Source organism: Limnothrix sp. PR1529 (assembly GCF_002742025.1).
Classification (GTDB): domain Bacteria; phylum Cyanobacteriota; class Cyanobacteriia; order CACIAM-69d; family CACIAM-69d; genus CACIAM-69d.
In genome coordinates this window covers 1-22,722 of sequence record NZ_LIRO01000126.1, presented here as the reverse complement: position 1 = coordinate 22,722, position 22,722 = coordinate 1, and the positions used below count along the sequence as shown (strand labels likewise).

Genomic DNA, 22,722 nt, shown 5'->3' with positions numbered 1-22,722 from the left:
GCGGCTCCTGGCTGTCCAGAGCGAGACCTTCGCCAGACTCTTCGCCAGATTGGGGGTAACCGATCGCCTAGCTGGTGAGGCTGCGGCGGCGGGATTGGGCTTCGTAGCTGGAGCCAATGTCGGTGCGAACGCGACTCAGTTCCCAGCCTCGTTCCAGGCGATCGCGATAGGTATCCAGGCCTTCTTCGTCGGCCGCGCGATCGAGCACTTCTCGATAGATGCGGTGAATCGCCACCTGCGCTTCGGCACTGTTGGCAATGGCCCAGCGCACTTTGCGCACTGACCAACCCTGTTCCAGCGCCCGAGCGTAGGTGCGCAGCCCGGCCAAATCTGCCGGACGACCCAGAACGGATTGATAGAGGCGATCGACCTCGGCCGCATGGCCAGGATCGATGCCCGTTGCCAACAGCGACTCATCCCAAGCGCCGGCCACACTCACGTACTGCGCGCCGGACTCCAGGCAGAGGGACTGTTGGCGATCGCCCACGCAAAGGCTGCTGGCCTGGCTGGGCAGGGCGATCGCGCTGGCGGCGAGGGTGGTGGCCAGCACGGTACTGAGCGATCGGCGGGGCGATCGGCTCGGGAGCATTTGGAGCATCTCGTTGAGCTTCAGCATCAGATGCCAACCTAGGTTGCAAAGTCGGGTAGCAACGGTAAAGTTGTCTCCCCATTCTAAGGGGAAAGTTCCAAACCTCAAAAGGGATCCGGCACTTGTTCATGAAACTTTCACAGAAAACTTTCACAGAGGTTGAATGGCGGAAATTGGATTGCCCAAAGACTCCGCAACGAAAACCCGACTTGAGCTAGGTGGGGGAAGGGGCGTGGGCGCAAGAGGACCCGCGCTAAATCTGGGCGCCAGGTCAAAAGACTTAGAGAAAACCCTAGAGAAAAAACTGAGGGCAAAAACTTAGAGAAAAACGGCCAGTTTTGAACCTTCAGCGGTTTTTTGCACTTCAATGCGGGCGGTGAACGCCTCCTTGAGTTGGGGAATGTGGGTGACCGTGAGGATGCAACCAAAATCTGGAGCGATCGCATTAATGGCTGCCACCAGTCGATCGCGCCCCGCATCATCCTGGGTGCCAAATCCTTCATCAATGATCAGGAGTTGCAACGCCGTTCCCGATCGCTGGGCTAACAGTCGCGACAGGGCAAGCCGAATTGCAAAATTAATCCGAAAAGATTCGCCCCCAGAATAGGTTTCATAGGGACGAGTGCCTTGAGCATCGGCAATTTGAATCTCTAGGGTTTCGATGGTGGCGCTAGCTAAATCGGTTGCCTTCTGTCGCTTAGTTGCAGTTTTTTTGAGGCGTTGAGTCACAAAATTAATGTGCAGTTGGTTGGCACTTAATTGGGACAAAATTCGATTGGCTTCCGCTTCCAGTTGAGGCAAAAGGGTTTCGATCGCCAAGGCTTGAATTCCGTTTTTGCCAAAGGCCTTGGCTAACTCATCGTAAACGCGCTGTTGATGATGTTTTTGCTGAAGCTGTTGTCGATCGCGCCCGATTTGCTCCGCCAGTTGTTGCAAAAATTCCTGCTGTTGAGAAAGTTGGGCTTGCTTGGCCACCGTTGATTCGATCGCCCGTTGCAGATCATTGAGTTGTGCATCGAGCTGTTGTAAATCCTGGCTCGGATCCGGTTGGTTAGCCAGTTGCGATTGCACCTCTGTCCACTGTTTTGCGAGTTGATTTTGGGTTTCGGTTTGGCTCTGTTGGGCTTGGGCGAGCTGACGTTGCCGATCGAGCAGTTGGGGCGCTTCCTGTTGGCATTGACGCAGGGTTTCTGCTCGGGCTAACCACCCCTGAGCCGATCGCAATTTTGCCCGTACTTGTTCATGGTGATCGGGTTGATAATTTAGCGCCGTCAGTTGTTGGTTAATTAGGGCTAATTGAGCGGTTAATGAGGTGGGTTCGGCCGGGTCTAAGTGACTGGTTAAGGTTTTTTGAAGTCGATCGCGCTCTGCCAACAAATCCGGTCGGCGCTGTTGCAATTGCTCTAGTTTGCGTTGGGCTTGGTTCAGCTCATGTTGCTTCAGTTCCACCCATCGCCAGCGATCGACCTCGGCCCGCGCCAAAGCCAGGTTTCGATCGTCAAAATTCAAGGCCGTTAGGCGATCGTCCAACTCAGCTAGTTCATGCCGCAAATCTGGGAGCGATCGCCCCAATTCTGGTAACGGTTCGGGGACTGATCCGCCCCGATCAAACCAATCCAAAGTTGCTGTGAGCTGAGCGATTGTGGCCTCCTGAGCCGCCAAAGAAATTTGCTCTTGCTCCAGGGTTTGCAGTTGTTCTTGCAGCTTGCCCCGTTCCTCAATCAAACTATTCAGGGGCTGCAATTCCTGTTTGAGGTCTCGATATTCCTGGCGCAAAATCTGAATTTCGCGTTCTGTCAAAGCCAACTGCTCTTGAAGCACCCACAGGCGATCGCGCAGTTCCGTTTCTTCGAGTTTTTGCTTGGCTTGCACTCGCTCCAGATGATGTTGATCCAAGGGTTGGTCGCACAGGGGACAAGCACCGTAGTCCTCTAAAATTTCGTGAATTTCCTGGTTCTGACTCTTCTGAATCGCTGGTTGCTCCGCCAATAGGGTCATTTTTTCAGTCAGTTTTGCAAGCTGATTTTCTAAATCCAACCGCATTCCTGTTAAGCGATCAATAAACCCTTTTCGTTCAGTGCCTTTCTCTTGCACCCGATCTTGATAAACTTTGCGATTTTCAAGGGCTTGAATTCGCTGATCAATCTGTTCCCATTGCTGAATGAGTTGGGGACGACGCGCCACGGAAGCCATCGCTCGTTGCTGCAAATTTTGCAATTCCTCCAAGCGAGCTACCAAGCGAGATCGCACCCGATCGCCCTCTTGGATAAGCTGTTGCCGCCGTTGCACCAAGGGAGCCGCCTGGGTTTGCATTTGCTCCAATTGGTTTAAATGGTGGCGTGCAGTTTGCCACTGAGTGGCCGCCGACTCCACCTCCGATCGCTGATTCAGAATGCTGTGTAATTCCTGTTCCTGTTGTGCCAAATCTTGCAAGCGACTATGCAATGTGCGCTGCTCATTTTCCAATCGGTTCACTTCCCGATCGAGCGATTGTTGTTGCCGGTTTCGCTCCGTTGTCCATTGATGATATTGCTGGGATTTTTGACCCAAAATTTCATCTTCTCGTTGCCATTGCTGAAGCTGCTGAATTCCCGCTTCAATTTCCGTTTGGGCGGCCAGGGTGCGATCGATTTCTGCTTGTCGCTGGGCCAGCCGTTGGCCTTCCTGGGCTAACCGTTCCAGCTCCTGGTGAACGGTTTGTTGCTGCTGCTGAATCCATTGCAATTGTTGTTGCTGGGTTTGGCGTTGCACTGCAATCGATCGCAGTTGCTCCAGTCGGGTTTCTGCCTTTTGCCGATCGCCCCGTAACATCTTGAGCTGCTGCTCAACGGTGGCTAATTCTTGGGCCAAACTCGTTCGATCGGCTAGCTTTTGCTCCTGCGATTGAATCGACTCCTCCAGTTGCTTGGCTTCACCCTTCAGCAGCTTGGAGCGTTCCCTCGCCTGTTCTGCCAAATCATCGTATTGCCCCAGCTTCAACAAATCCGCCAAAATATCCTTGCGATCGGCCGGTGTTTTCAACATGAATTCATCGGCTCGTCCCTGACGCAAATAGGCGGAATTAACAAAAGTGTCATAGTCCAGCCGCAAGCGCTGCAAAATAGCGGCTTGGGTCGCCCTTGACCCCCGTTCCGTCAGGCTGCGAAAGGCCCATTGATCGGGATCGCCCTCATCGATCGCCATCTGAAATTCCAAAGCAGTGGTTTGGCCCAATCGGCGTGTTCGAATCACCCGATAAACCTCATGCCCAAACCGAAAGGTAAAGTTAACGGTTGCTTCCGTTTCGCCTGCGAAGATCACATCATCTTCAGTGGAAGCGCGACTTTTACCCCAAATTGCCCAAGCCATGGCTTCCAGTAGTGATGACTTCCCTGCACCATTGGCTCCACAAATGCAAGCCGTTTGTAGCCCCCCAAAGTGTAGGGTTGCTTCTCGATAACTAAGGAAATTTTTGAGGATGAGCTGTTCGGGGATCACGGTTAACCTCTGCCCTGCCTCTCCCAACCCACTGCCGATGAATGAGCTGGATTAATCTTGCTGAATGAGTTACTTTTCAGGCTCATTTTGACATTTTTGGTACGTCTTTTGGGTGCTCATTCAAAAACAGGCTATAACCAGAAACGGCAGCCCCCACATGGGGGGCGATCGCCCAAGCCCTGGCTACGGTGCGACCCGGGCAACGATCCAGCCTCCTCCAATGCCTACCCTTCTCAACCACTGATCGTCTATTTTTTAGGCTCTCTGAACCATGGCAAAAATTGGTTATTTGGTTAACCGCCGCAGCGGCAAAAAAATTCGGGTTGGCGCTTGTGTCAAATCCACGAGCAAGCCACCGAGATTTAGTCTGTTTCAGTCAAAGCTTGGTGCTGATCAGTTGCCCAGCCGCGTTGATTTGCGTCAATACATGACCCCCGTTGAAGATCAATCCACCGTGGGCAGTTGCACCGCCAACGCGATCGCCGGAGCCTATGAATATTTAGCGCAGCGAGCCCACGGAGAAGCGGGCGATATCAGCCGTCTGTTTATTTACTACAACACGCGGCGCGCGGAAGGAACCGTGGGCGACGGTGGCAGTTCCATCAGCGGCAGCATCCAAGTGCTCGAAGAAGTTGGCGCTTGCACCGAAGAAACCTGGCCCTATGTTCCTGAAGACTTTGACACGGAACCTTCCCCCGAAGCTTACGAGGAAGCACAGAACTTTTTGGTGGATGAAGCCCGTGAAATTCCCATTGATTTAGCAGCCATGAAAGGCTGTTTAGCAGAGGGTTATCCCTTTGCCTTTGGCTTGATTCTCTACGATTCTTTTAATCAAGCGGGAAAAGGCGGCCGCGTTCCGTTGCCCAGCCGCAATGAGCAAATTCGCGAAACCCACGGGGCCCACGCCATGCTCTGTGTGGGTTATTCCGATCGCAATGAAGCCTTTATTGTACGCAATTCTTGGGGATCGGATTGGGGTGATCAAGGCTATTGCTATATCCCCTATGACTACATGACCAACACGGATTTGTGTTTCGATTGCTGGGCAATTCAACAAGTTTCGGATCTAGATTTTTCGGCTGGTATTGACAGCGAAGATGACGAAGAATTTGCCAGTGACTACAACTCTGAGGACGATGAGAGTGATTATGATTACTCAGAGGAAGAGGACGAAGAAATCAGCGTCTCAGTAGACTACGACGGCGAGGAAAGCGACGAGGAAGAAGAGGAAGGCGACGAGGAAGAAGAATACGACGAAGAAGATTACGAAGATTCAGAAGAAGAGGAAGAGGAGGAATATGATGATGAAGAAGTAGAAGAGGATTACGAGGAAGAAGAGGAAGATTACGAGGAAGAAGAAGAGGAATATGATGAAGAGGAGGAAGAAGAAGAGTAAGTTGCTGATTGGGCATTCGCTCGATCGAACCTTTGGCTTTTCTCGGTTCTCCAGTAATTAATCAACACATCGGCTGATCGAGGATTGACCGATCGGCTGATCGACCATCTCGGGCAGGGGGCTTCAGCCCCTTGTCTGAAGCAATTTCAAGGCTTTTGGTCATGGGCTTTGCCACAGCCATTGGCCAGCCTCAATGTTGCAAAAGTTGGCGGGGACTCATGCAGGGTGATCGGGTCACGCGACACTAAGGGATGGTTCTTGTTCCCAGCGCCATGCAATCCACCGAGTTTTTGCCCCAACCCGCCCCCAGCACCGCGCCCGAAACCGCCCAGGCGACCCAAAATCGCAAGGCTGACCACCTGCGAGCCTGCTTGCAAGACGATGTGCAGTTCCGGCAGGTGAGCAGCGGCTTGGATCGCTACCGATTTGAGCATTGCTGTTTGCCGGAACTGGATCGATCGACCATTGATCCCAGTACTCAATTTTTGGGCAAACCGCTGCGGGCCCCGTTGCTCATTTCCTCCATGACGGGTGGCACAGACCAGGCAGAACAAATCAATATGCGGTTGGCAGCGGCAGCCCAGCGCTGGGGCTTGGCCATGGGCGTTGGTTCGCAGCGGGTGGCGGTGGAGCGGCCGGAAGTGCGCCGAACCTTTGCGGTGCGATCAGTCGCTCCAGACATTCCGTTGTTTGCCAACCTGGGGGCGGTGCAGCTTAACTATCGCTATGGTTTGGCTGAGTGCCAGTCTTTGGTGGATTGGTTGGCAGCAGATGCGTTGATTTTGCATCTGAACCCCTTGCAGGAGGCGGTGCAAACCAAGGGCGATCGTAACTTTGCTGGGTTGCTCGATCGAATTGCAGACCTTTGTGCCCAACTGCCCGTGCCTGTGATTGCCAAGGAGGTGGGCAACGGCATTTCACGCGCTATGGCTGAAAAGTTGCTGGCGGCCGGTGTCCAGGCGATCGACGTGGCCGGAGCGGGGGGCACGTCTTGGGCCAAGGTGGAGAGTGTACGGGCTTTGGATCCTAAGCAACGTCGCTTGGGCGAAACCTTTGGTGATTGGGGCATCCCCACGGCTGAATGTATCACTGCAATTCGCCAGGTGGCTCCAACGATTCCGCTAATTGCGTCCGGTGGTCTGCGCAATGGTTTGGATGCGGCTAAGGCGATCGCCCTCGGGGCAAATTTGGCGGGGTTCGCCATGCCCTTTTTACATGCGGCCAACGAGTCCGACAGTGCTTTGGATTTTCTGTGTGATGTGTTGATTGCGGAATTGGAAACCGCCATGTTTTGCACCGGCAATCGCACGATCGAAGATCTACAAACCCGCGGCCGACTGCAACTTCAGTAGGCGACTGTGCCTGATGGCAATCGCTTCTTGGGCGCTGAAGGGATGATCCCTTCAGCGATTCCTCAAGATGGGGTCAAATTGGATCGCTGCTTGAGCCAGACTTTAAAATAGTAGAACTTTGAGTGATCACAATCACAATCAAAATGTAATTTGCAGTTTCCCGAGTTAGGGACGCATCCCGCTTTCCTAGGGCTAGGGATTAAGATCAAGACAGCAAGATAAAGATAGAATAAGTATAAGCTTCTGACGATTCATTGTAACCACTTCATCAGTGGCTTTTCTTTGCTTTTTTGCCCTTCAAGAATGCGCCTCAAAAGGTGGCATTGCTTTTTGCGTGGCTTTTTTCATGATTTTTTCAGGGCTGTTTGGATGGCTGCTGGGATGCCCTTGATGGGTGAGTCCTGAATTCCTGGTGTTGAGTAGTTTGGCAAACGTTGCTCAACACGATCGCCCGGAAGCCACGACCAATACCCTGTTCAAAATCACTGCCCGATCGTTGCTCTGGTGACCCAATGGGGAATGGCGATCCGGCTCGAAATCAAGCTTCTTTCGCTCAATCTCCTCTCTAACGTTAGGTTCATGACCAATTCCCAGGCAATTGCAGCCAATTCAGAACCCATTCGACGATTAGCGACGGGCAAGGCAGAATCGCCAGCCCGGCCGTTTGATCCCGGATCGTTTCTAGTTTTGGTGGTTGATGATGTCAGCCAAAATGTGCGCCTGTCGATCGAAATGCTAGATCAGGCGGGCTATGAAACCACATTTGCCATGACGGGAGCCGAAGCGTTGATGAGGGTGCGATCGGCCCAACCGGATTTGATTTTGCTGGATTTGATGATGCCGGGAATGAGCGGTTTGCAACTGTGCGATCGCCTGAAAGAAGATCCGATTCTGCGGGATATTCCCGTGTTGTTTGTCACGGCCAGCAACGAAGAAACCCACATGCTCGAAGCCTTTCAGCTTGGCGCTGTGGACTACATCACCAAGCCCTTTCGATCGGCGGAACTCCTGGCCCGGGTACGGGTGCATTTGGAACTCAAGCAAGCACGCGATCGCCTTAGTCAGGCCCTGAATGCCCTGCAACGAACCCACGCCCAACTGCAAAGCGCCTACACCGAATTGGGCCGCTTGGCCACCACCGACCCCCTGACCGGTTTGGCCAATCGACGGCATTGGATGACCCTGGCCAAAAAAGAATTTCAGCGCAGTTGTCGCTACCAACATCCCCTTTCGGTGTTGATGTTGGATTTGGATCACTTCAAGGCCGTGAACGATACCTATGGCCATGCCGTGGGCGATTTGGCCTTGGCCACGGCCACCCAAGCCGCCAGCAGCATTCTGCGAACTCAGGATTGTCTGGGGCGCTATGGGGGTGAGGAATTTGTGATGCTGTTGCCGGAGACCGATGCGGCGGCCGCTGCAATCGTGGCGGAACGGATTCGCAAGGCGATCGCCGATCCGACCATCACCAGTTTGCCCAGCGCCCCGGGCTTAACCCTCACGGTCAGCATTGGCGGCACAAGTTGCCAGTCCACCGACACCTCGATCGAGGCGGCCTTGAACCGGGCCGATCGGGCCCTCTACCAAGCCAAAAACCGGGGGCGCAATCGAGTGATGATGGTGCTGTAGCGGCCCGATTGTTTACGGTTGATTAACCTTCGGCAAGGGCCCACTGCTGGCCGAGGTGCGATAAACTGTTACGAAATGTAAAACTCAAAACGTAACAATTCAGGAACAAACCATGACTCAACCACAACCGACCACCACCCCCAACCTCGAAGAACCCAAATTTGGCTTCAATGACTATGCCGAGCGCCTGAATGGCCGCGCCGCCATGGTGGGTTTCCTGCTGGCTTTGGCGATCGAGGCGGTGACGGGTCAAGGGCTGTTGGCTTGGTTGGGCCTGCTGTAGGGGCCTGCTGTTGTCCGTTGCTTGGCAACCTGCTGCAACTGGTTGAGCTTGTTGAGCGGGATTTGCCAAGCCTCATCCTTTGCAAAATGCTTTGTGAAATTAAGGGCGCAGCCCCTGCCCGATCGCTTGGCCCAAGAGGCGGGTGGGTGTGGCTGCGTCCCTTCCGTGGGCTGCGCATGAGTCGATTCCACAACTGTAGACTCCACAGCCGCAAATGTGGAAGGTTGTTGAAGGTCTTTTTTGAAGGTCTATTGATAGCAGCAGAAAAAATTTCTAGCAGCAGAAAGGTTTATACAATCAGAATTAGGGGCGACATGGCTAGGAATTGGCCATCGTTTGGGGATCACCCTTGGGATCAAAACCGCTGAGGACTAAACCGATGGGTAAGCGTTGGCCGCGGCTATTGCAGCAACGATATCGACGAGAGCCGATCGCCGCCTTCGTGCTAACCATGGGCCTGGTGCAGGTAACGATCGGGGGAGCGGATAGCGATGCAGGTTTGGCCGCTTTGGGGCTAATCTTTTTGGGCACGGCCGCCGCTCTCTATTGGCTGAAATATTCCGCGCGTGTGATTGACGCGGCCCGATCGCCCCGCATGACCTACCGCAGTTCCTCCGCCAGTCGCTTGCCCGTTTTGCCCGCCGCCCCCCGGCTAACCTCGGTTTACGGAGACCCGGTTTACACAGATCGATCGCGATCGCCCCTGCCGCCCTTGCGCCTCCGCGATCGCCCCAATTCCGCCGATTAGCCCTTGTCGCCAGCCTCCGCGATCCCCCAGCCCTCTTGCCAGGGCGAATCCAGAACTCTGAGCGAATCATCGTCCCGATCGAGCCGCATTGCATGAGCGATCTTTGCACCATCAGCCGTCGTGTCCAGTTTTCCGCAAGCTACCGTTACTGGTTGCCGGAACTGACGGAGGCGGAAAATCATCGGCGGTTCGGGATCGCCGCTCGATCGCCCGGCAGCACCTTCACGCTTTGGGTGCAAGTCCAAGGGCCGATCGATCCCTTTGGCATGGTGGCCAACCTATCCACCACCATCAAACGCGCCCTGCAACGGGAAGTGCTGGAACCCTTGCACGGAGCCAACCTCAACCAGGTTTGGCCAGAATTTGCCAACACCCTGCCCACCAGCGAGTGGCTGGCCCAGGTGCTGTGGCAGCGTTTGGGCCAATGTTGGCAGCGGCAGGGCTTGCAACTGCGGCAAGTGCAACTGTCGCCCGATCCCGGTTTAGTTGTGGAATATCGAGGGCAAGCTATGGAAGCTCATCTAACGGTTCATACCCACTTCAGCGCCGCCCATCGTTTGGCTCTGCCAACCCTGACCTTGGCTCAAAATAGCGAAATTTATGGCAAATGTTCCCGCCCCAGTGGCCATGGCCACAACTATCAATTGTGGGTGACGGTGCGTGGTCAAATTGACCCTAGAACAGGGATGGTTGTTGAACTCAACCGGCTCCACGATCTCATTGAAATGCAAGTGGTGGAGCAGCTTGATCACACCTTTTTGAATCAAGATATTGCCTACTTTCAAGACATTGTGCCCACGGCGGAAAATATTGCCGTTTATATTCGCGATCAACTGCTAGAGCCATTGCGAGAATTGGGAGTGCAGTTGGTCAAAATTCGGTTGGATGAAACCGAAAATAATTCCTGTGAAGTGTATGTGCAAACGGAGGCTCTGTGGGTCGATCGCCCCGTAACCAGCGCGATCGACCAAGGAAAACCGGCGGGCGTGGGTGCAAACTAGGGCAGTCCGTGCCAGCTATTCAAACCGCATTATTCAAACCGCACCGCCGTGCCACTGACCGCCACCATCAACATGCCACCGCCGTTGGACAGGCTAATGGTTTCATAATCAATATCAATGCCAATGATGCCGTTCGCTCCCAATTCCGTAGCGGCGGCTTTCATTTCATTCATTGCGATGTCTTTGGCCTTGCGCAGTTCTTTTTCGTAGGAACCCGATCGCCCGCCAATCACGTCTCGGATGCCAGCAAAAAAGTCCTTGAAAATGTTCGCCCCCAAGATCGCTTCTCCACTGACCACGCCGTAATAGGAGATGATGCGCTTGCCTTCGAGGCTGGAGGTTGTGGTTAGCAACATAATGTGATTGATTGCTCCATAAATGCTCTTTTGTTGTAGCAAGAGCAGCCTATGGAGCATCAAGGGCGGTTCACCCACCCTAGGCGATCGGTTTCACACCCTGTCATTTTAATTTCATATCTAAAGTTGAAAATTAATACTGGTTTCTCAAGGCAAGATTACAGAGGAGATGAGCGCAATAATAGCTATTGGTAGCTAGCTTTAAAGAGAGTTTTTAGAGCTAGTATGATTTGACTTATAAGCATCTATGAGAACTGAAGCAAAAGCACTAGCCAAAAATTCAGGTGGTAAACCACAAGCAATCCCAATATTGTGACATAAATACATCCATAGCCTATCTCTAGATTCAACTATTCTTCTCTTTTCTCCTTCTTCGTAGAACCGTATATAGTCTTGCATGATTACGGGCAAACCAAATCTATCAACATGTTCTCCCCAGAGGTCAATGTCATAAAACGGCACATATCTCCACACGCCATCAAATTCTAGGTTGACTTGAAATTCAGTAAAAGTTGTTGAAGTGTTCAAACATTCTTCTAAATAGAAACTTACAAGCGTAGCAACAAGTAGCCAAGTTGTTCCAATATTGAAAAATTTAAGGAGTACATTGCTCTCTTCATGATCTGACTCAACCCGATTAAAAATGTGCTTATAAACTACAGGAGAGCGAATTTCAGATAAGATATTTTGCATGAATTGAATCGGCTGTAGTGGAATGAAGATTTTTGCCCTTCCAAGACGATCAATTTCAATAGATAAAGAATTGAATGCTTCATATTCAATATTGGTTTGACGCAATATTATCGAAGTGGGAGTTGTACAAGCTGTATTTAATTCAAGGTGTCCTAAGATGATTGGCTTTTCAAAACTATCAAATAATGGAATTTTAATTGGCTTCTTACTAGCTGCAAGCAGATTTTCAAGCGTAGATTCAGAAAATAAAAATGAAAACTTAGGTGATCCCGTCGGATATGGAGCAATATAAATTTTCAACCAAGCATCCTTTTCTGCTTGACTAAAAGTACGCTCATCTCTTGAAAAATTTGTAAATTGCCTTGACACTTCCCTTCCACGCTCAAATAGTCTATCTAGAGTGTAGCGATCTGCCTCAGGTACAGGATCAGATGAATCATGGGTGCGTCTGTATATTCTTCCATCTTTTGTAACAAATGGAGTTTCCTGTTGATCGGGAATATAGACAATGAGTACTAAGTTACTATTACCCAAAGTAATAACTTTTGGAAATAAAATGGGAACCGGATTAATGTAATGCTTCACTAAGTCACGAATCACGGAAATCGGATCATGGCAAGACTCAGAAGTAAAGCCAGAAATTGCTGTTGCAACATTATGCTTATCAGTTTCTACGCCTACAATGTACCAGCCACCATAAGTATTCGCGAGTGACGCTAGGCTTCGGGCTATTTTGATTTTATCTTTTGGTATTTCCCTTTTGTACTCGATATAATAGCCTTCAGCAATTTGATTCGTGACCAAAATTTCCAAATCCACTTCTTGAATCGGCTCATTAATTGTTTTTTCAAAAGGATTGTAGATCATATAACAGTTTTACTTTGATGTTCAAGAGAAGTCCTATGTTAAATATAACATCAAAAATAAGACTTTTGTCCTCTAAAAATCAAGAAAATACACCTATTGTTAGGGCTAAACTTCAGGGCTACTTCAAATGAAGGTGTTGGTTTAAGATAAGGCGTTACGTTTAATATTTTGGTAGATTTTACAAAAACACTTGAAAGCTGTTAAAGCAACTCACGGGGTGATCGCACCCATCGACCGCTACGGGTGGTTGCAAATTTTGCTTGAATGGTCCGCAGATGTTGCACGGGGTCTCAACCACGCTGTTACAAAAATTGGGCGATTGCGCAGAATTTGTGGCGGGCGACAATTCGATTTTGCGGGAGTTGTTGTACCCCGATCAGCAGCCGATCGACCTGCGCTATAGCTTGGCCCATGCGATTTTGCCCGTGGGCGAAACCTCGCTGCCCCACTCCCTGACTACCTCAGAGGTCTACTACATCATGGCGGGGCGGGGAGAAATGCACATCGATGGCGAGGTGCAAATCATTGAGCCAGGGGATGCGGTTTATATTCCGCCCAACGCTAAACAATTCGTGCGCAGCCTGGGGCCCGAGCCGCTGACCTTCATCTTGGGGCATGGAAAATCAACTGTTTTCGTTGAATCCCAGGAAATGAAGACAGACCCTGACGACTTGTGCCAGTTGCAGGGGCGATCGGGAACAGGTGGGTTGCTATTTTTGGTAAAAATTACTATAAATAAATTGACCGGCCACCCGTCAACGGCCAGAGCGGTGTGACTGCCTCAAGATCCCTCCTGGCGATCGCCCGATCGATCGCTTCCCCAGTTATGTTGACCCTCACCACGCCCGACTTGGGGCCCGCAACCCTGGACGCTCAAGTGGGCAACAGCGCCCTGCTGACGGATCTGTATCAGTTGACGATGATCGCTTGCTATTGCGATCGGGCAGTGGAGCAACAAACCGCCAGTTTTGAGCTGTTTACGCGCCGGTTGCCCGATGGGTTTGGCTACTTGGTGGCCATGGGACTGGAACAGGCCCTGCAATACCTGGAGCAGTTTCAGGTCAGCGCGTCCCAACAGGCCCAACTGCGGGCCACGGGGCTGTTTGACCATGCGCCCGATCGATTTTGGGACTTGTTGGCGACGGCTCGGTTTACGGGAGACTTGTGGGCCGTGCCCGAAGGAACCGTGGTGTTTGCCCATGAACCGCTGCTGCGAATTGAGGCTCCCCTCTGGCAAGCCCAGTGGGTGGAAACCTATTTGCTGAATGTGCTGAACTATCAAACCCTGGTGGCCACGCGATCGGCTCGGTTGCGGGATGTGGCGGGCGATCGGGCGCAAATTTTGGAATTTGGCACAAGGCGGGCCTTCAGTCCCCAGGCGGCCCTGTGGGCGGCGCGGGCGGCCTTGGCGGCTGGTTTGGATGCCACTTCCAATGTGGAAGCGGCGTTGCAATTGGGGCGACAACCGGCGGGCACGATGGCCCATGCCCTGGTGATGGCCCTGGGCGCTTCCATGGGGTCAGAACTGGCGGCGTTTGAGGCTTTTCAGGGACTGTTCCCCCATGGGGCACTGCTGGTGGATACCTTTGACCCGGTGCGGGCGATCGAACAGTTGGCGGAGCGGGTGCGGGCCGGTGGGGCCCCCGTGCCGGCCATCCGGTTGGATTCGGGAGACTTGGTGAGCCTGTCACAGCTAGCGCGCGATCGATTGCCGGGAACGCAAATTTTGGTCAGCGGTGATCTGGATGAGGCGGAAATCGATCACCTACGGGCGGCCGGTGCTGAGATTGATGGCTATGGCGTGGGCACAAAGTTGGTGACGGGCCAGCCGGTGAATGGGGTCTATAAATTAGTGGAGTTGGCGGGGCAACCGGTGGCCAAAGGCTCCAGCGGCAAGGCCACCTATCCGGGCCGAAAACAGGTGCTGCGCGATCGGGACGAGGCGGGCCGTTGGTTGGGCGATCGGCTGGTGTTGGCTGATGAAGTGCCCCGATCAGAGCTGGGATTGTTGCGGCCCGTGATGCGTGCGGGACAACGGCTGACGGATCCAGAATCCCTGCTGACCATTGCCCAACGCACCCGATCGCAGGTTCAAAGCCTCCCGGAGACGGTGCGATCGATCCATGGCCCAACCCCAGTGCGGCCGGAACTGTCGCCTGCGCTACAATCGCTCACGACTCGGGTGCATCAATCGATCCAAGCTGCTTCCTAAGCTGCTTCCCACGCTCCTTCCCAAACTGTCCCAAGGCCAGCACCCCAGTGGTTGCCAATTCCGCTCCATCAACCCGTCATTTTCCACAAACCTGTATTCCTGCCGTTGTTTTGGCGGCCAGAATCCCATGATGTCGATCGCGTTGTTTGGAACCAGTGCAGATCCCCCAACCTATGGCCATCAGGCGATTGTTGCTTGGTTGGCCCAACGGTTCGATCGGGTTGCGGTTTGGGCTGCGGACAATCCCTTCAAAAGTCATCGCGCTCCCCTCGACTGTCGCACGGCCATGTTGCGGGTGCTGATCGAGTCGATCGAACCACGGCCCGCCCATGTGCAGGTTTGTCCAGACCTGAGCCACCCGCGCACGGTGGTGGTGTTGGAACGGGCCCGGGAACGCTGGCCCCACGCCCAGTTCAGCCTAGTCATTGGGTCAGATTTGGTGGCCCAACTGCCCCGTTGGTATCGCTCGGCGGACATTCTGCAATTTGCCCAATTGCTGGTGATTCCTCGGCCGGGCTATCCCTTGGAAACGGCCGCGATCGAACATTTAGCCGACCTGGGAGCCAGGGTGCAGGTGGCTGACCTCAGCAGCCCCGCCAGTTCTTCCACCGCCTATCGGGAAGCGGGCGATCGCAACAGTATCCCCCCCGAAATTGAAGCCTATATTCGGGGTGAGCAGCTTTACCTATGGCAGAACGTCGGCTAGGTTCCCATCGCCTCAATGCAAAACTCAGTGCCAAGCTTAGTGCCCAACAGAGCACCAAACAGAGCGCCAAACAGAGTGCCAAACAATCGCCTGCTCCCCTGGCGGGCGATTCCCTGGCCGATTTCAAAGTAGGAGTTGATAACGTCATTTTTTCCGTGGACAGCGACAAGCGCCGACTGTTGGTGTTGCTGGTGATGCGGCAACACGAACCCTTTGCCGGTTGTTGGAGCTTGCCCGGAACCTTGGTGCGCCAAGGCGAGGCCCTAGAAGCGGCGGCCTATCGCGTCTTGGCGGAAAAAATTCGCGTCCGGCATCTGTACCTAGAGCAGCTTTATACCTTTGGTGGGCCCGGCCGCGATCCCCGGGAAGCCGCCGACAGTTTCGGAGTGCGGTACTTGTCCGTCAGCTACTTTGCCCTGGTGCGCTATGCGGAGGTGGAGGCGATCGCGGATTTTGCCACCGATGGGGCGATCGGGATTGCTTGGTATCCGTTCGATCGCCTGCCGGAACTGGCTTTTGATCACGATCGAATTGTGCAATACGGTTATCAACGCTTGCGCAACAAATTGGAATACAGCCCGATCGCCTTTGATGTATTGCCGGAATCCTTCACCCTCAGCGATCTTTATCAGCTTTACACCATTGTTTTAGGCGAAAACTTTTCAGACTATTCCAACTTCCGCAGCCGCTTGCTGAAGCTGGGAATTTTGTTGGACACGGGCGTGAAGGTGTCGCGCGGTGCTGGTCGCCCGGCTAGTCTTTATCAATTTGATGCGATCGCCTTTCAACAATTGGAAAATAAGCCCCTTGTTTTTGTCTAAATCTTGGGCGAAATCCTGGTCTAATAGTCAAAATCGCCTGCAAAGACTCTGCCCAAAACGCCGATGACTGCGCCCAGTAACTCCCCCGATCTTGACCAGTTGCCGGCCGATCAAGCCAAGCAACCGGCCCAGCCTTGGTTTTGGCTCCTGTGGGCCGGCTTCACGCTCTATGCTTTCCTGCTGGCTCCGCCCGATCGCCCGGACACCTTGGATTTGATCATTCGCCTTTCGACGGGGCAAGTATCCGGCGAAAATCCGCTCATCGTGGCTCTTTTTAACCTGATGGGCATTTGGCCGCTGGTTTACTGCTGCTTGCTGTTTGCCGATGGGCGGGGGCAACCGGTGCGTGCTTGGCCCTTCGCGATCGGGTCAATGGCATTGGGGGCCTTTGCCCTGTTGCCTTACCTGGCCCTGCGGCGATCGAACCCACAGTTCACGGGCGAGCGATCAGGTCTGATTCGATTCTGGGATTCCCGTTGGCTGGCTTTGGGTCTCGCGGTTGGGGCGATCGGGCTGCTGGGTTGGGGTCTGTCCCAAGGCAACTGGTCAGATTTTGGACAACAGTGGCAAACCAGCCGATTTATCCATGTGATGAGCCTCGATTTTCTGATGCTTTCCCTGCTGTTTCCTGCCCTGGTGGGCGATGATTTGGCTCGGAGAGGTTGGTATCAGCAAACCATTTGGAAATGGCTAACGTTTTTGCCTTTGGTGGGGCCTTTGGCTTACCTTAGCCTTCGCCCACCGATTCAGGTGACGAATGAGTAACTAGCAATTATTGGGGGAGTGAACCTGGTTGGCTTTTAGCAAATTTCTAAAGTCTCTTCAGGGCTTTTTCAGAATTTTTTTGAATTTTATAAACTTTGCAAATTCCGTTGAAAGCTTCAATCCTTATTTAGGCTGTTCAAGCATCTTTTGGAAGAGTGTTTTAACCCATGAAACGTCGCCATTTAATGCAGTCGATCGGGCTGGGTTCCGTGACGGCCACTGCTGCCGCCTGTGCCTCCAAACCCAGTGGTGGCCCGCCCGTTGCCGCCGACTTACCTAGAATTCAGTGGCGGGCGATCGCCAGTTGGCCCAAAGCCCTCGACACCATTTTTGGTGGCTTAGTCAGCATCTGCGATCGGGTCAAAGAACTCAGCGATGGCCGATTCATCATCACGCCCCACACCGCCGGAGAAATTGTGGGCGCACTGGAAGTGATGGACGCAGTACAGCTCGGAGCGGCTGAATGCGGCCACAGTTCCAGCTATTACTATTTGGGCAAGCATCGAGGACTCGCTTTTGGCACTTCAGTGCCCTTTGGCCTCACGGCTCAACAACAAAATGCTTGGCTCTATGCTGGCGGCGGCTTAACAGCTTTGCAAGCCATTTATCGCAGCTTCAATATTATTAACTTTCCCGCTGGCAACACGGGAACCCAAATGGGGGGCTGGTTTAAACGAGAAATTCAAACCCTCAGTGATTTACAAGGTTTGAAAATGCGAATTCCTGGTCTTGGTGGCGAGGTGATGTCGCGATTGGGGGTGAATGTGCAGGTGTTGCCCGGTAGCGAAGTGTTCTTGGCACTCGATCGGGGAACCATTGATGCGGCCGAGTGGGTTGGCCCCTATGACGATGCGAAATTGGGACTGAACCGCGCCGCCCGTTTCTATTACTATCCCGGTTGGTGGGAACCCGGCAGCACACTCGATTTCTTTGTCAACTTAGAAGCCTGGAACCGATTGCCAAAAGCCTATCAACAGATGATTCAACTGGCAGCCCAAGAAGCCAACTATACCATGTTGTCAAACTATGAAGCCCTCAACGCGGCAGGCCTCAAAACCCTCATTGCCAGTGGCACACAACTGCGGCCCTATTCCGCCGAAATTTTAAAACAAGCCAAAACAGAAACAGAAGCACTGTTTGCAGACTTAGCCCAGCGAGATGCAAACTTCAAGGCCATTTATGAACCTTGGAAAACCTTTCAACAATCGGTGATTGCTTGGAACAACACCAATGAATGGGTTTTTGCAGAAGCGGTTAAACCTTAAACCATCCAATCTTGCCTTTAAATCTTTCAAATCCTTTAAATTTTCCCCGTTTAAACCTATGCAAACTATGCAGAATTGGCAACGGTGGCTTCAACGGCAACTCCCTCCCTGGTTGCGGCTGGCTCGACAAATCGATCGCTGGAATTTTCGCTTGGGCCAAGCCATGGGCTGGTTGGTGGTGGCCATGCTGGCGATCGGGTCTTGGAATGTGATTGGTCGCTATTTGGGCCGGGCGATCGGGCAAAATCTCACCTCCAACACCAGCATTGAGTTGCAGTGGTATCTCTTTAGCGGTGTGTTTTTGCTCGGTGCTGCTTACACAATGCAGCGGAATGGCCATGTGCGGGTAGATGTGTTCTATAAAAATTGGTCGCCCCGCACCCAGGCGATCGCCAATTTAGTTGGAACCGTTCTGTTTCTAATGCCCTTTTCGGCTTTGGTTTTGATGGCTTCTTGGCAATGGACAGCCAATGCTTGGATGGTTCAGGAACTCTCGCCCGATCCCGGTGGTTTGCCGCGCTATCCCATCAAAGGATTGATTTTAATTAGTTTTGTGGTTTTGATGATTCAGGGAGTTTCAGAAATCATTAAAAACTTGGCAATCATTGCCGGTTTAGGCGCAGATCCCTCGTCGCAGTCGATCGCCCACTCGATCGCCCCCCATCAACCTAGCCAACCATCGGCCAGCCAAGCATCGGAAAACCCCTCGGAAAACTCATCGGAGGGCGATCGCTAATGGAAACCCTTGGATTTGACTGGCTGGGGCCCCTCATGTTTTTGGGGGCGCTGCTCTTTTTGTCCCTCGGCTATCCCGTCGCCTTTTCCTTGGGTGGGGTTGCCATCGTTTTTGCCCTGATTGGAATCAATGTCGATGCGTTTGAGCCAAGCTTTTTAGCTGCCTTGCCCAGCCGCATTTTTGACATTATGAAAAACTACACGTTGCTGGCCATTCCTTATTTTATTTTCCTAGGATCCGTTCTGGAAAAGTCAGGAATTGCCGAGCAACTTTTAGAAACCGTCGGTATTTTGTTTGGCCGCTTGCGGGGTGGCTTGGCCCTGGCGGTGGTGGTGGTGGGGGCGATGCTGGCGGCCACAACGGGAGTCGTGGCGGCAACGGTCGTGGCCATGGGTCTCATTTCCCTGCCCATCATGCTGCGCTATGGCTACAATCGCGAGCTGGCCACGGGGGTGATTGCCGCTTCTGGAACCTTGGGGCAAATCATTCCGCCCAGTGTGGTGCTGGTGGTGCTGGGCGACCAATTGGGTGTTTCGGTTGGCAATCTGTTCCTGGGGGCAGTGATTCCCGGCCTGATGATGGCGGGGGCCTTTGCCTTGCATGTGTTGCTGGTGGCCTTTTTGAAGCCGGAAGCCGCGCCAGCCCTGCCGCCGGAGGTTTGCCAAATGCCGCGCCGGGAATTGCGGCAACGGGTGGTGCAGTCCATGCTGCCCCCGTTGGTGCTGATTTTGTTGGTATTGGGGAGCATTTTCTTTGGCATTGCCACTCCCACGGAGGCGGGCGCGGTGGGTTCCTTGGGGGCGATCGCCCTGGCTCTGTTGAATCGCCAATTCAGTTGGGTTGCCCTGCGGGACTCCTGCGAAGCCACCCTGCGCATTTCCAGCATGGCCCTATTTATTTTGATTGGTTCAACGGCTTTCAGTTTGGTTTTTCGGGGTCTCCATGGCGATCGGTTCATGTTCGAAATTCTGTCGAACCTGCCGGGCGAGGGAGTGGGTTTCTTAACCCTCAATATGTTGGTGGTTTTCCTGTTGGGGTTCTTTATTGACTTCTTTGAAATCGCCTTTATTGTGGTTCCGATTTTTGCCCCCGTTGCCAAAGCCCTTGGGTTCAATATGATTTGGTATGGGGTGATTTTAGGGGCGAACTTGCAAACTTCTTTCCTCACGCCACCCTTTGGATTTGCCCTGTTTTATCTACGGGGCGTTGCGCCTGCCATTGTCAAAACGGAGGAGCTATATCGGGGGGTAATTCCTTTTATTTGTCTGCAACTGCTGGTGTTGCTGATTATTATTCTGTTCCCGGATTTGGTGATGTGGTTACCGTCTCTCAGCTTCGACTGATTAGACAGTAGATCTCTTTCGCAAATCAGTAAAAAGCCTTCATCCTCTTCTCAAAATGGGCCGGCCAACAATCACGCTGTAGATCATCCCGTAGGTTGGGTTTCGTGCCTCAACCCAACAACAGTAAGTTGCAAAACCCAACAGCAACAAGGCTCGTGACGATCAAGTCGGGCTTTACAAAGCTCGGTCTAATCTACGGAAGAACCAAGCGAAGAAATTTAGGAATTCAGGGCCGGGCGATCGCGCTGTTGATCCTGCCGAGAATACACTTGACCATCATCCCAAAGGCCAACCAAAGCCGTGATTAAAGCTTTAGCAAAACCCATGCAGTAGCAGCCAAAACGTACCAATACTTTTAGGGGTGAACCGCTCTTGTAGCAGGGGGGATGACCCAAAACATGGCAGTCAAACAGTTTGGCAAAAAAGCGAATCTGTTGCCCAAGACTGAGGTGTTTAAATCCGAGCCAAAAATGGTTGTGATAAAAGGTGGTTTGATAGCCGATCGAACGGGTGCTGATGTCATGGCAGCCGCCGGTTTCTTCGCCTAAATGCACCAAATGGGCGGCGGGGTCATACCAAATTTTGAAGCCGGTTTTACGCAGGCTTAAGCAAAAGTCGGACTCTTCGCGAACAGCGCTGCCCCGATAGCGTTCATCAAACCGTAGGCCATGCTGCACAAACAGGTTGCGCCGAAAGGACATGTTACAACCTCGGGCAGTGATCACCGGTTGGGGCTGGGTGGCCCGCACGAGGTCAATGTGATACCAGGCGATCGCGGGGTCAGAGGCTTCCGGCACTTGGTAATCAAATTCGCCCACATGTTTGGTGCATTCTTGCTCCAATTTCATGCGATCGAACACGCGCCCGGCCACCGCTCCAATCTGGGGATCGCCATAGTTCGCCACATGAGCCGCAATGAAACCTGGCTCCAGGCGCACATCATCATCAATAAAAATCAGAATTTCACCGCTCGATCGCCGGGCCGCAAAGTTTCGGGCCCCTGGCAAACTCGCCCACCGCAGGCGATGCCATTGGATTTTGCCCCCATCGGCCCATTGGGCCAGTTTCGCTTCGGTTTCGGGCAGGTGCTGCGGGGTTTGGTCAACGACGATCACTTCAAAATCAGGATAGTCCTGGGCTAGCACATCCTCGATCGAGGTGCAAAGCACTTGTTCGCGCCCGTAGGTGGGCACAATGACTGAAACCTTTGGCAACTGGGAAACCTGACTCATATCCGCAACCGTGGGGGGATGGCTAGGATGGCTGGAGCGATTCGATCGAACCGTAAATCTTAATCCAAGAGCATCCGAGTGTTGTCCGGGGAAGGGCCGCTAGGGGCGGGGGCGGTCAACATACCGCGCCGCGATCGCCCCGCCGATGAACCCAAAAAGATGCATTTGCCAGGACACGCCCGAGCGCAACGGTAGCACCCCAAAGATCAAACTGCCATAGAGGCTGAAGATAAAAATCGAAAGCAAAATGCCGCTGGCGCTGCGTTCAAACCAACCCCGAAACAGCACATAGCTGAGATAGCCAAACACCAAACCACTTGCGCCGATGTGGATGGAGTTGCTGGGGCCAATCAGCCAGGTTCCCAGACCGCTAATTAGGGCGATCGCGCCGGTCACTTTCCAAAAGGTTTCGCGCCCGCGCACCAACACCAACCAACCCAGCACCCCCAGGGGCACGGTGTTGGCCATCAAATGGGCCAAGTCGCCATGGAGCAAGGGGGCAAAGACAATTCCCCGCAGGCCGATGACATTGCGGGGAACAATGCCCAACACATCGAGATAGCCCCGGAAAACGAACTGATCAACAATTTCCAGTAGCCACAGGAGGCCAATCAGCGATGCCAAAAATCGCCCTTGGGATTTGAGTTCTTCGGTCACATGCTCAAGGAGTGATTACTGAAATTGACGACTGGAAAGGATTCCCAGGGGAAAGCCATTGGAAAGGAGCACGGTGCGCGTTTTCCACTATAGCCAGGATAGCGAACGGAACCGTCGGTGAGGGCGCGATCGGGCGATTGTTGCGGTGTGCTGAATTCGAGGTGATGGCGATCGGGCGATCGACCGTTTTGGAAATCTGTCCCGCACAATCGCTAGTGAGATGGAAATGTTGGCTAGGCTGAAGACAGCCAGGCTTTTGATTCTCTGCATTCCAACGCCTTGGCCGTCCACTGCTGCTTTTCAACGACCGATCACCCATGGGTTCCCGGACTCAGTTCAAAATTCCAGAACCTGGGTTCAGGGTCTGCGTTGAGTTTGCCAGTTCGGGCAAGTTTCCCCTGCGCTTACCTCCTGGCCAGTCGGCCTCCGTGACCAGGGAGGATGGCAAGCGATCGCTGAAGACTTATTCGGGCCCCGTCGCCATGTTTCCTAATTGTTCTCCTCGTTTGGCTGCCCAGTTGCCCCTTGCTGTTCGATCGGGCCCTGCTGCTGCGCGTCGGTGGCGGGGACTTTGGGGCGGGGCGATCGCCCTGT

General features: G+C 53.2%; 19 protein-coding genes and 1 pseudogene. 14 read left to right on the top strand and 6 right to left on the bottom strand.

Features of this window, described 5'->3' with window-relative positions:
* Window positions 1–67: 67 nt before the first annotated feature.
* Window positions 68–598, bottom strand: a complete 531-nt coding sequence (locus AMR42_RS17555; RefSeq protein WP_158234531.1) for a DUF4214 domain-containing protein — start codon at window positions 596–598, stop codon at window positions 68–70.
* Window positions 599–907: 309 nt separating this feature from the next.
* Entirely contained in the window at window positions 908–4,066 is a 3,159-nt protein-coding gene (locus tag AMR42_RS17550) for an AAA family ATPase (protein WP_143473167.1), read from the bottom strand.
* 271 nt (window positions 4,067–4,337) lie between these two features.
* On the opposite strand from AMR42_RS17550, the gene AMR42_RS17545 reads away from it, so the two are divergent.
* The 6 genes from AMR42_RS17545 to AMR42_RS17520 all read left to right on the top strand — a co-directional run bounded on the left by AMR42_RS17545 (window position 4,338) and on the right by AMR42_RS17520 (window position 10,475).
* Entirely contained in the window at window positions 4,338–5,462 is a 1,125-nt protein-coding gene (locus AMR42_RS17545; RefSeq protein WP_099534944.1) for a C1 family peptidase, read from the top strand.
* Window positions 5,463–5,734: 272 nt separating this feature from the next.
* A complete protein-coding gene (gene fni, locus AMR42_RS17540; RefSeq protein WP_099534999.1) occupies window positions 5,735–6,814 on the top strand; it encodes a type 2 isopentenyl-diphosphate Delta-isomerase in 1,080 nt (359 codons plus the stop codon).
* 579 nt (window positions 6,815–7,393) lie between these two features.
* Complete coding sequence (locus tag AMR42_RS17535) at window positions 7,394–8,443, top strand: diguanylate cyclase (RefSeq protein ID WP_099534943.1); 1,050 nt, start codon at window positions 7,394–7,396, stop codon at window positions 8,441–8,443.
* A gap of 112 nt (window positions 8,444–8,555) precedes the next feature.
* A complete protein-coding gene (locus AMR42_RS17530; protein WP_099534942.1) occupies window positions 8,556–8,726 on the top strand; it encodes a chlorophyll a/b-binding protein in 171 nt (56 codons plus the stop codon).
* Between the two features lie 379 nt (window positions 8,727–9,105).
* Window positions 9,106–9,474: a hypothetical protein gene (locus AMR42_RS17525; protein ID WP_143473166.1), complete on the top strand. Its 369-nt coding sequence runs from the start codon at window positions 9,106–9,108 to the stop codon at window positions 9,472–9,474.
* 92 nt (window positions 9,475–9,566) lie between these two features.
* Complete coding sequence (locus tag AMR42_RS17520; protein WP_099534940.1) at window positions 9,567–10,475, top strand: 6-carboxytetrahydropterin synthase; 909 nt, start codon at window positions 9,567–9,569, stop codon at window positions 10,473–10,475.
* 29 nt (window positions 10,476–10,504) lie between these two features.
* Here the strand turns inward: AMR42_RS17520 and AMR42_RS17515 are convergent, their stop codons facing one another.
* Together AMR42_RS17515 and AMR42_RS17510 are read right to left on the bottom strand one after the other, a co-directional pair.
* Entirely contained in the window at window positions 10,505–10,831 is a 327-nt protein-coding gene (locus tag AMR42_RS17515) for a heavy metal-binding domain-containing protein (protein WP_099534939.1), read from the bottom strand.
* Between the two features lie 201 nt (window positions 10,832–11,032).
* On the bottom strand, window positions 11,033–12,391 hold the full coding sequence (locus tag AMR42_RS17510; protein ID WP_099534938.1) for a helix-turn-helix domain-containing protein: 1,359 nt from the start codon (window positions 12,389–12,391) through the stop codon (window positions 11,033–11,035).
* Window positions 12,392–12,666: 275 nt separating this feature from the next.
* Here AMR42_RS17510 and AMR42_RS17505 point away from each other — a divergent pair.
* The 8 genes and pseudogenes from AMR42_RS17505 to AMR42_RS17470 form a co-directional block, all read left to right on the top strand.
* Window positions 12,667–12,999 (top strand): annotated as a pseudogene (locus AMR42_RS17505) (cupin domain-containing protein); the annotation flags it as partial.
* Window positions 13,000–13,217: 218 nt separating this feature from the next.
* Complete coding sequence (locus AMR42_RS17500) at window positions 13,218–14,603, top strand: nicotinate phosphoribosyltransferase (protein ID WP_099534936.1); 1,386 nt, start codon at window positions 13,218–13,220, stop codon at window positions 14,601–14,603.
* A gap of 130 nt (window positions 14,604–14,733) precedes the next feature.
* Window positions 14,734–15,309 (top strand): nicotinate-nucleotide adenylyltransferase, encoded by a 576-nt coding sequence (locus tag AMR42_RS17495; protein ID WP_199291613.1) that lies wholly within the window; start codon window positions 14,734–14,736, stop codon window positions 15,307–15,309.
* The gene (locus AMR42_RS17490; RefSeq protein ID WP_099534934.1) at window positions 15,291–16,130 is read left to right on the top strand and encodes an NUDIX domain-containing protein; all 840 of its coding nucleotides are present in this window, start codon (window positions 15,291–15,293) and stop codon (window positions 16,128–16,130) included. The genes AMR42_RS17495 and AMR42_RS17490 overlap by 19 nt, the downstream gene beginning before the upstream one ends.
* 63 nt (window positions 16,131–16,193) lie before the next feature.
* On the top strand, window positions 16,194–16,895 hold the full coding sequence (locus tag AMR42_RS17485) for a DUF2834 domain-containing protein (RefSeq protein ID WP_234407079.1): 702 nt from the start codon (window positions 16,194–16,196) through the stop codon (window positions 16,893–16,895).
* Window positions 16,896–17,062: 167 nt separating this feature from the next.
* The gene (locus AMR42_RS17480) at window positions 17,063–18,160 is read left to right on the top strand and encodes a TRAP transporter substrate-binding protein (protein ID WP_099534933.1); all 1,098 of its coding nucleotides are present in this window, start codon (window positions 17,063–17,065) and stop codon (window positions 18,158–18,160) included.
* Window positions 18,161–18,218: 58 nt separating this feature from the next.
* Window positions 18,219–18,896: a TRAP transporter small permease subunit gene (locus AMR42_RS17475; protein ID WP_234407078.1), complete on the top strand. Its 678-nt coding sequence runs from the start codon at window positions 18,219–18,221 to the stop codon at window positions 18,894–18,896.
* Window positions 18,896–20,239 carry a TRAP transporter large permease subunit gene (locus AMR42_RS17470; RefSeq protein ID WP_099534932.1) on the top strand — a complete coding sequence of 448 codons (1,344 nt, stop codon included), beginning with the start codon at window positions 18,896–18,898 and terminating at the stop codon, window positions 20,237–20,239. Before AMR42_RS17475 ends, AMR42_RS17470 begins: the two co-directional genes overlap by 1 nt.
* A 218-nt stretch (window positions 20,240–20,457) precedes the next feature.
* Here AMR42_RS17470 and hpsN read toward each other — a convergent pair whose 3' ends face one another.
* Together hpsN and AMR42_RS17460 are read right to left on the bottom strand one after the other, a co-directional pair.
* Window positions 20,458–21,471, bottom strand: a complete 1,014-nt coding sequence (hpsN, locus tag AMR42_RS17465; protein WP_099534931.1) for a hormogonium polysaccharide biosynthesis glycosyltransferase HpsN — start codon at window positions 21,469–21,471, stop codon at window positions 20,458–20,460.
* Window positions 21,472–21,570: 99 nt separating this feature from the next.
* Window positions 21,571–22,128, bottom strand: a complete 558-nt coding sequence (locus AMR42_RS17460) for a rhomboid family intramembrane serine protease (protein ID WP_099534930.1) — start codon at window positions 22,126–22,128, stop codon at window positions 21,571–21,573.
* Window positions 22,129–22,722 lie beyond the last annotated feature (594 nt).

Excerpts from the sequence above, each read along its gene's own strand:
- AMR42_RS17475 (WP_234407078.1), top strand. The coding sequence starts at position 18,219 with ATGCAAACTATGCAGAATTGGCAACGGTGGCTTCAACGGCAACTCCCT.
- AMR42_RS17535 (WP_099534943.1), top strand. The coding sequence starts at position 7,394 with ATGACCAATTCCCAGGCAATTGCAGCCAATTCAGAACCCATTCGACGA.
- AMR42_RS17555 (WP_158234531.1), bottom strand. The coding sequence starts at position 598 with ATGCTCCAAATGCTCCCGAGCCGATCGCCCCGCCGATCGCTCAGTACC.
- AMR42_RS17500 (WP_099534936.1), top strand. The coding sequence starts at position 13,218 with ATGTTGACCCTCACCACGCCCGACTTGGGGCCCGCAACCCTGGACGCT.
- AMR42_RS17480 (WP_099534933.1), top strand. The coding sequence starts at position 17,063 with ATGAAACGTCGCCATTTAATGCAGTCGATCGGGCTGGGTTCCGTGACG.
- AMR42_RS17515 (WP_099534939.1), bottom strand. The coding sequence starts at position 10,831 with ATGTTGCTAACCACAACCTCCAGCCTCGAAGGCAAGCGCATCATCTCC.
- AMR42_RS17520 (WP_099534940.1), top strand. The coding sequence starts at position 9,567 with ATGAGCGATCTTTGCACCATCAGCCGTCGTGTCCAGTTTTCCGCAAGC.
- AMR42_RS17525 (WP_143473166.1), top strand. The coding sequence starts at position 9,106 with ATGGGTAAGCGTTGGCCGCGGCTATTGCAGCAACGATATCGACGAGAG.
- AMR42_RS17470 (WP_099534932.1), top strand. The coding sequence starts at position 18,896 with ATGGAAACCCTTGGATTTGACTGGCTGGGGCCCCTCATGTTTTTGGGG.
- AMR42_RS17490 (WP_099534934.1), top strand. The coding sequence starts at position 15,291 with ATGGCAGAACGTCGGCTAGGTTCCCATCGCCTCAATGCAAAACTCAGT.
- AMR42_RS17495 (WP_199291613.1), top strand. The coding sequence starts at position 14,734 with ATGTCGATCGCGTTGTTTGGAACCAGTGCAGATCCCCCAACCTATGGC.
- fni (WP_099534999.1), top strand. The coding sequence starts at position 5,735 with ATGCAATCCACCGAGTTTTTGCCCCAACCCGCCCCCAGCACCGCGCCC.
- AMR42_RS17510 (WP_099534938.1), bottom strand. The coding sequence starts at position 12,391 with ATGATCTACAATCCTTTTGAAAAAACAATTAATGAGCCGATTCAAGAA.
- AMR42_RS17485 (WP_234407079.1), top strand. The coding sequence starts at position 16,194 with ATGACTGCGCCCAGTAACTCCCCCGATCTTGACCAGTTGCCGGCCGAT.
- hpsN (WP_099534931.1), bottom strand. The coding sequence starts at position 21,471 with ATGAGTCAGGTTTCCCAGTTGCCAAAGGTTTCAGTCATTGTGCCCACC.
- AMR42_RS17545 (WP_099534944.1), top strand. The coding sequence starts at position 4,338 with ATGGCAAAAATTGGTTATTTGGTTAACCGCCGCAGCGGCAAAAAAATT.
- AMR42_RS17530 (WP_099534942.1), top strand. The coding sequence starts at position 8,556 with ATGACTCAACCACAACCGACCACCACCCCCAACCTCGAAGAACCCAAA.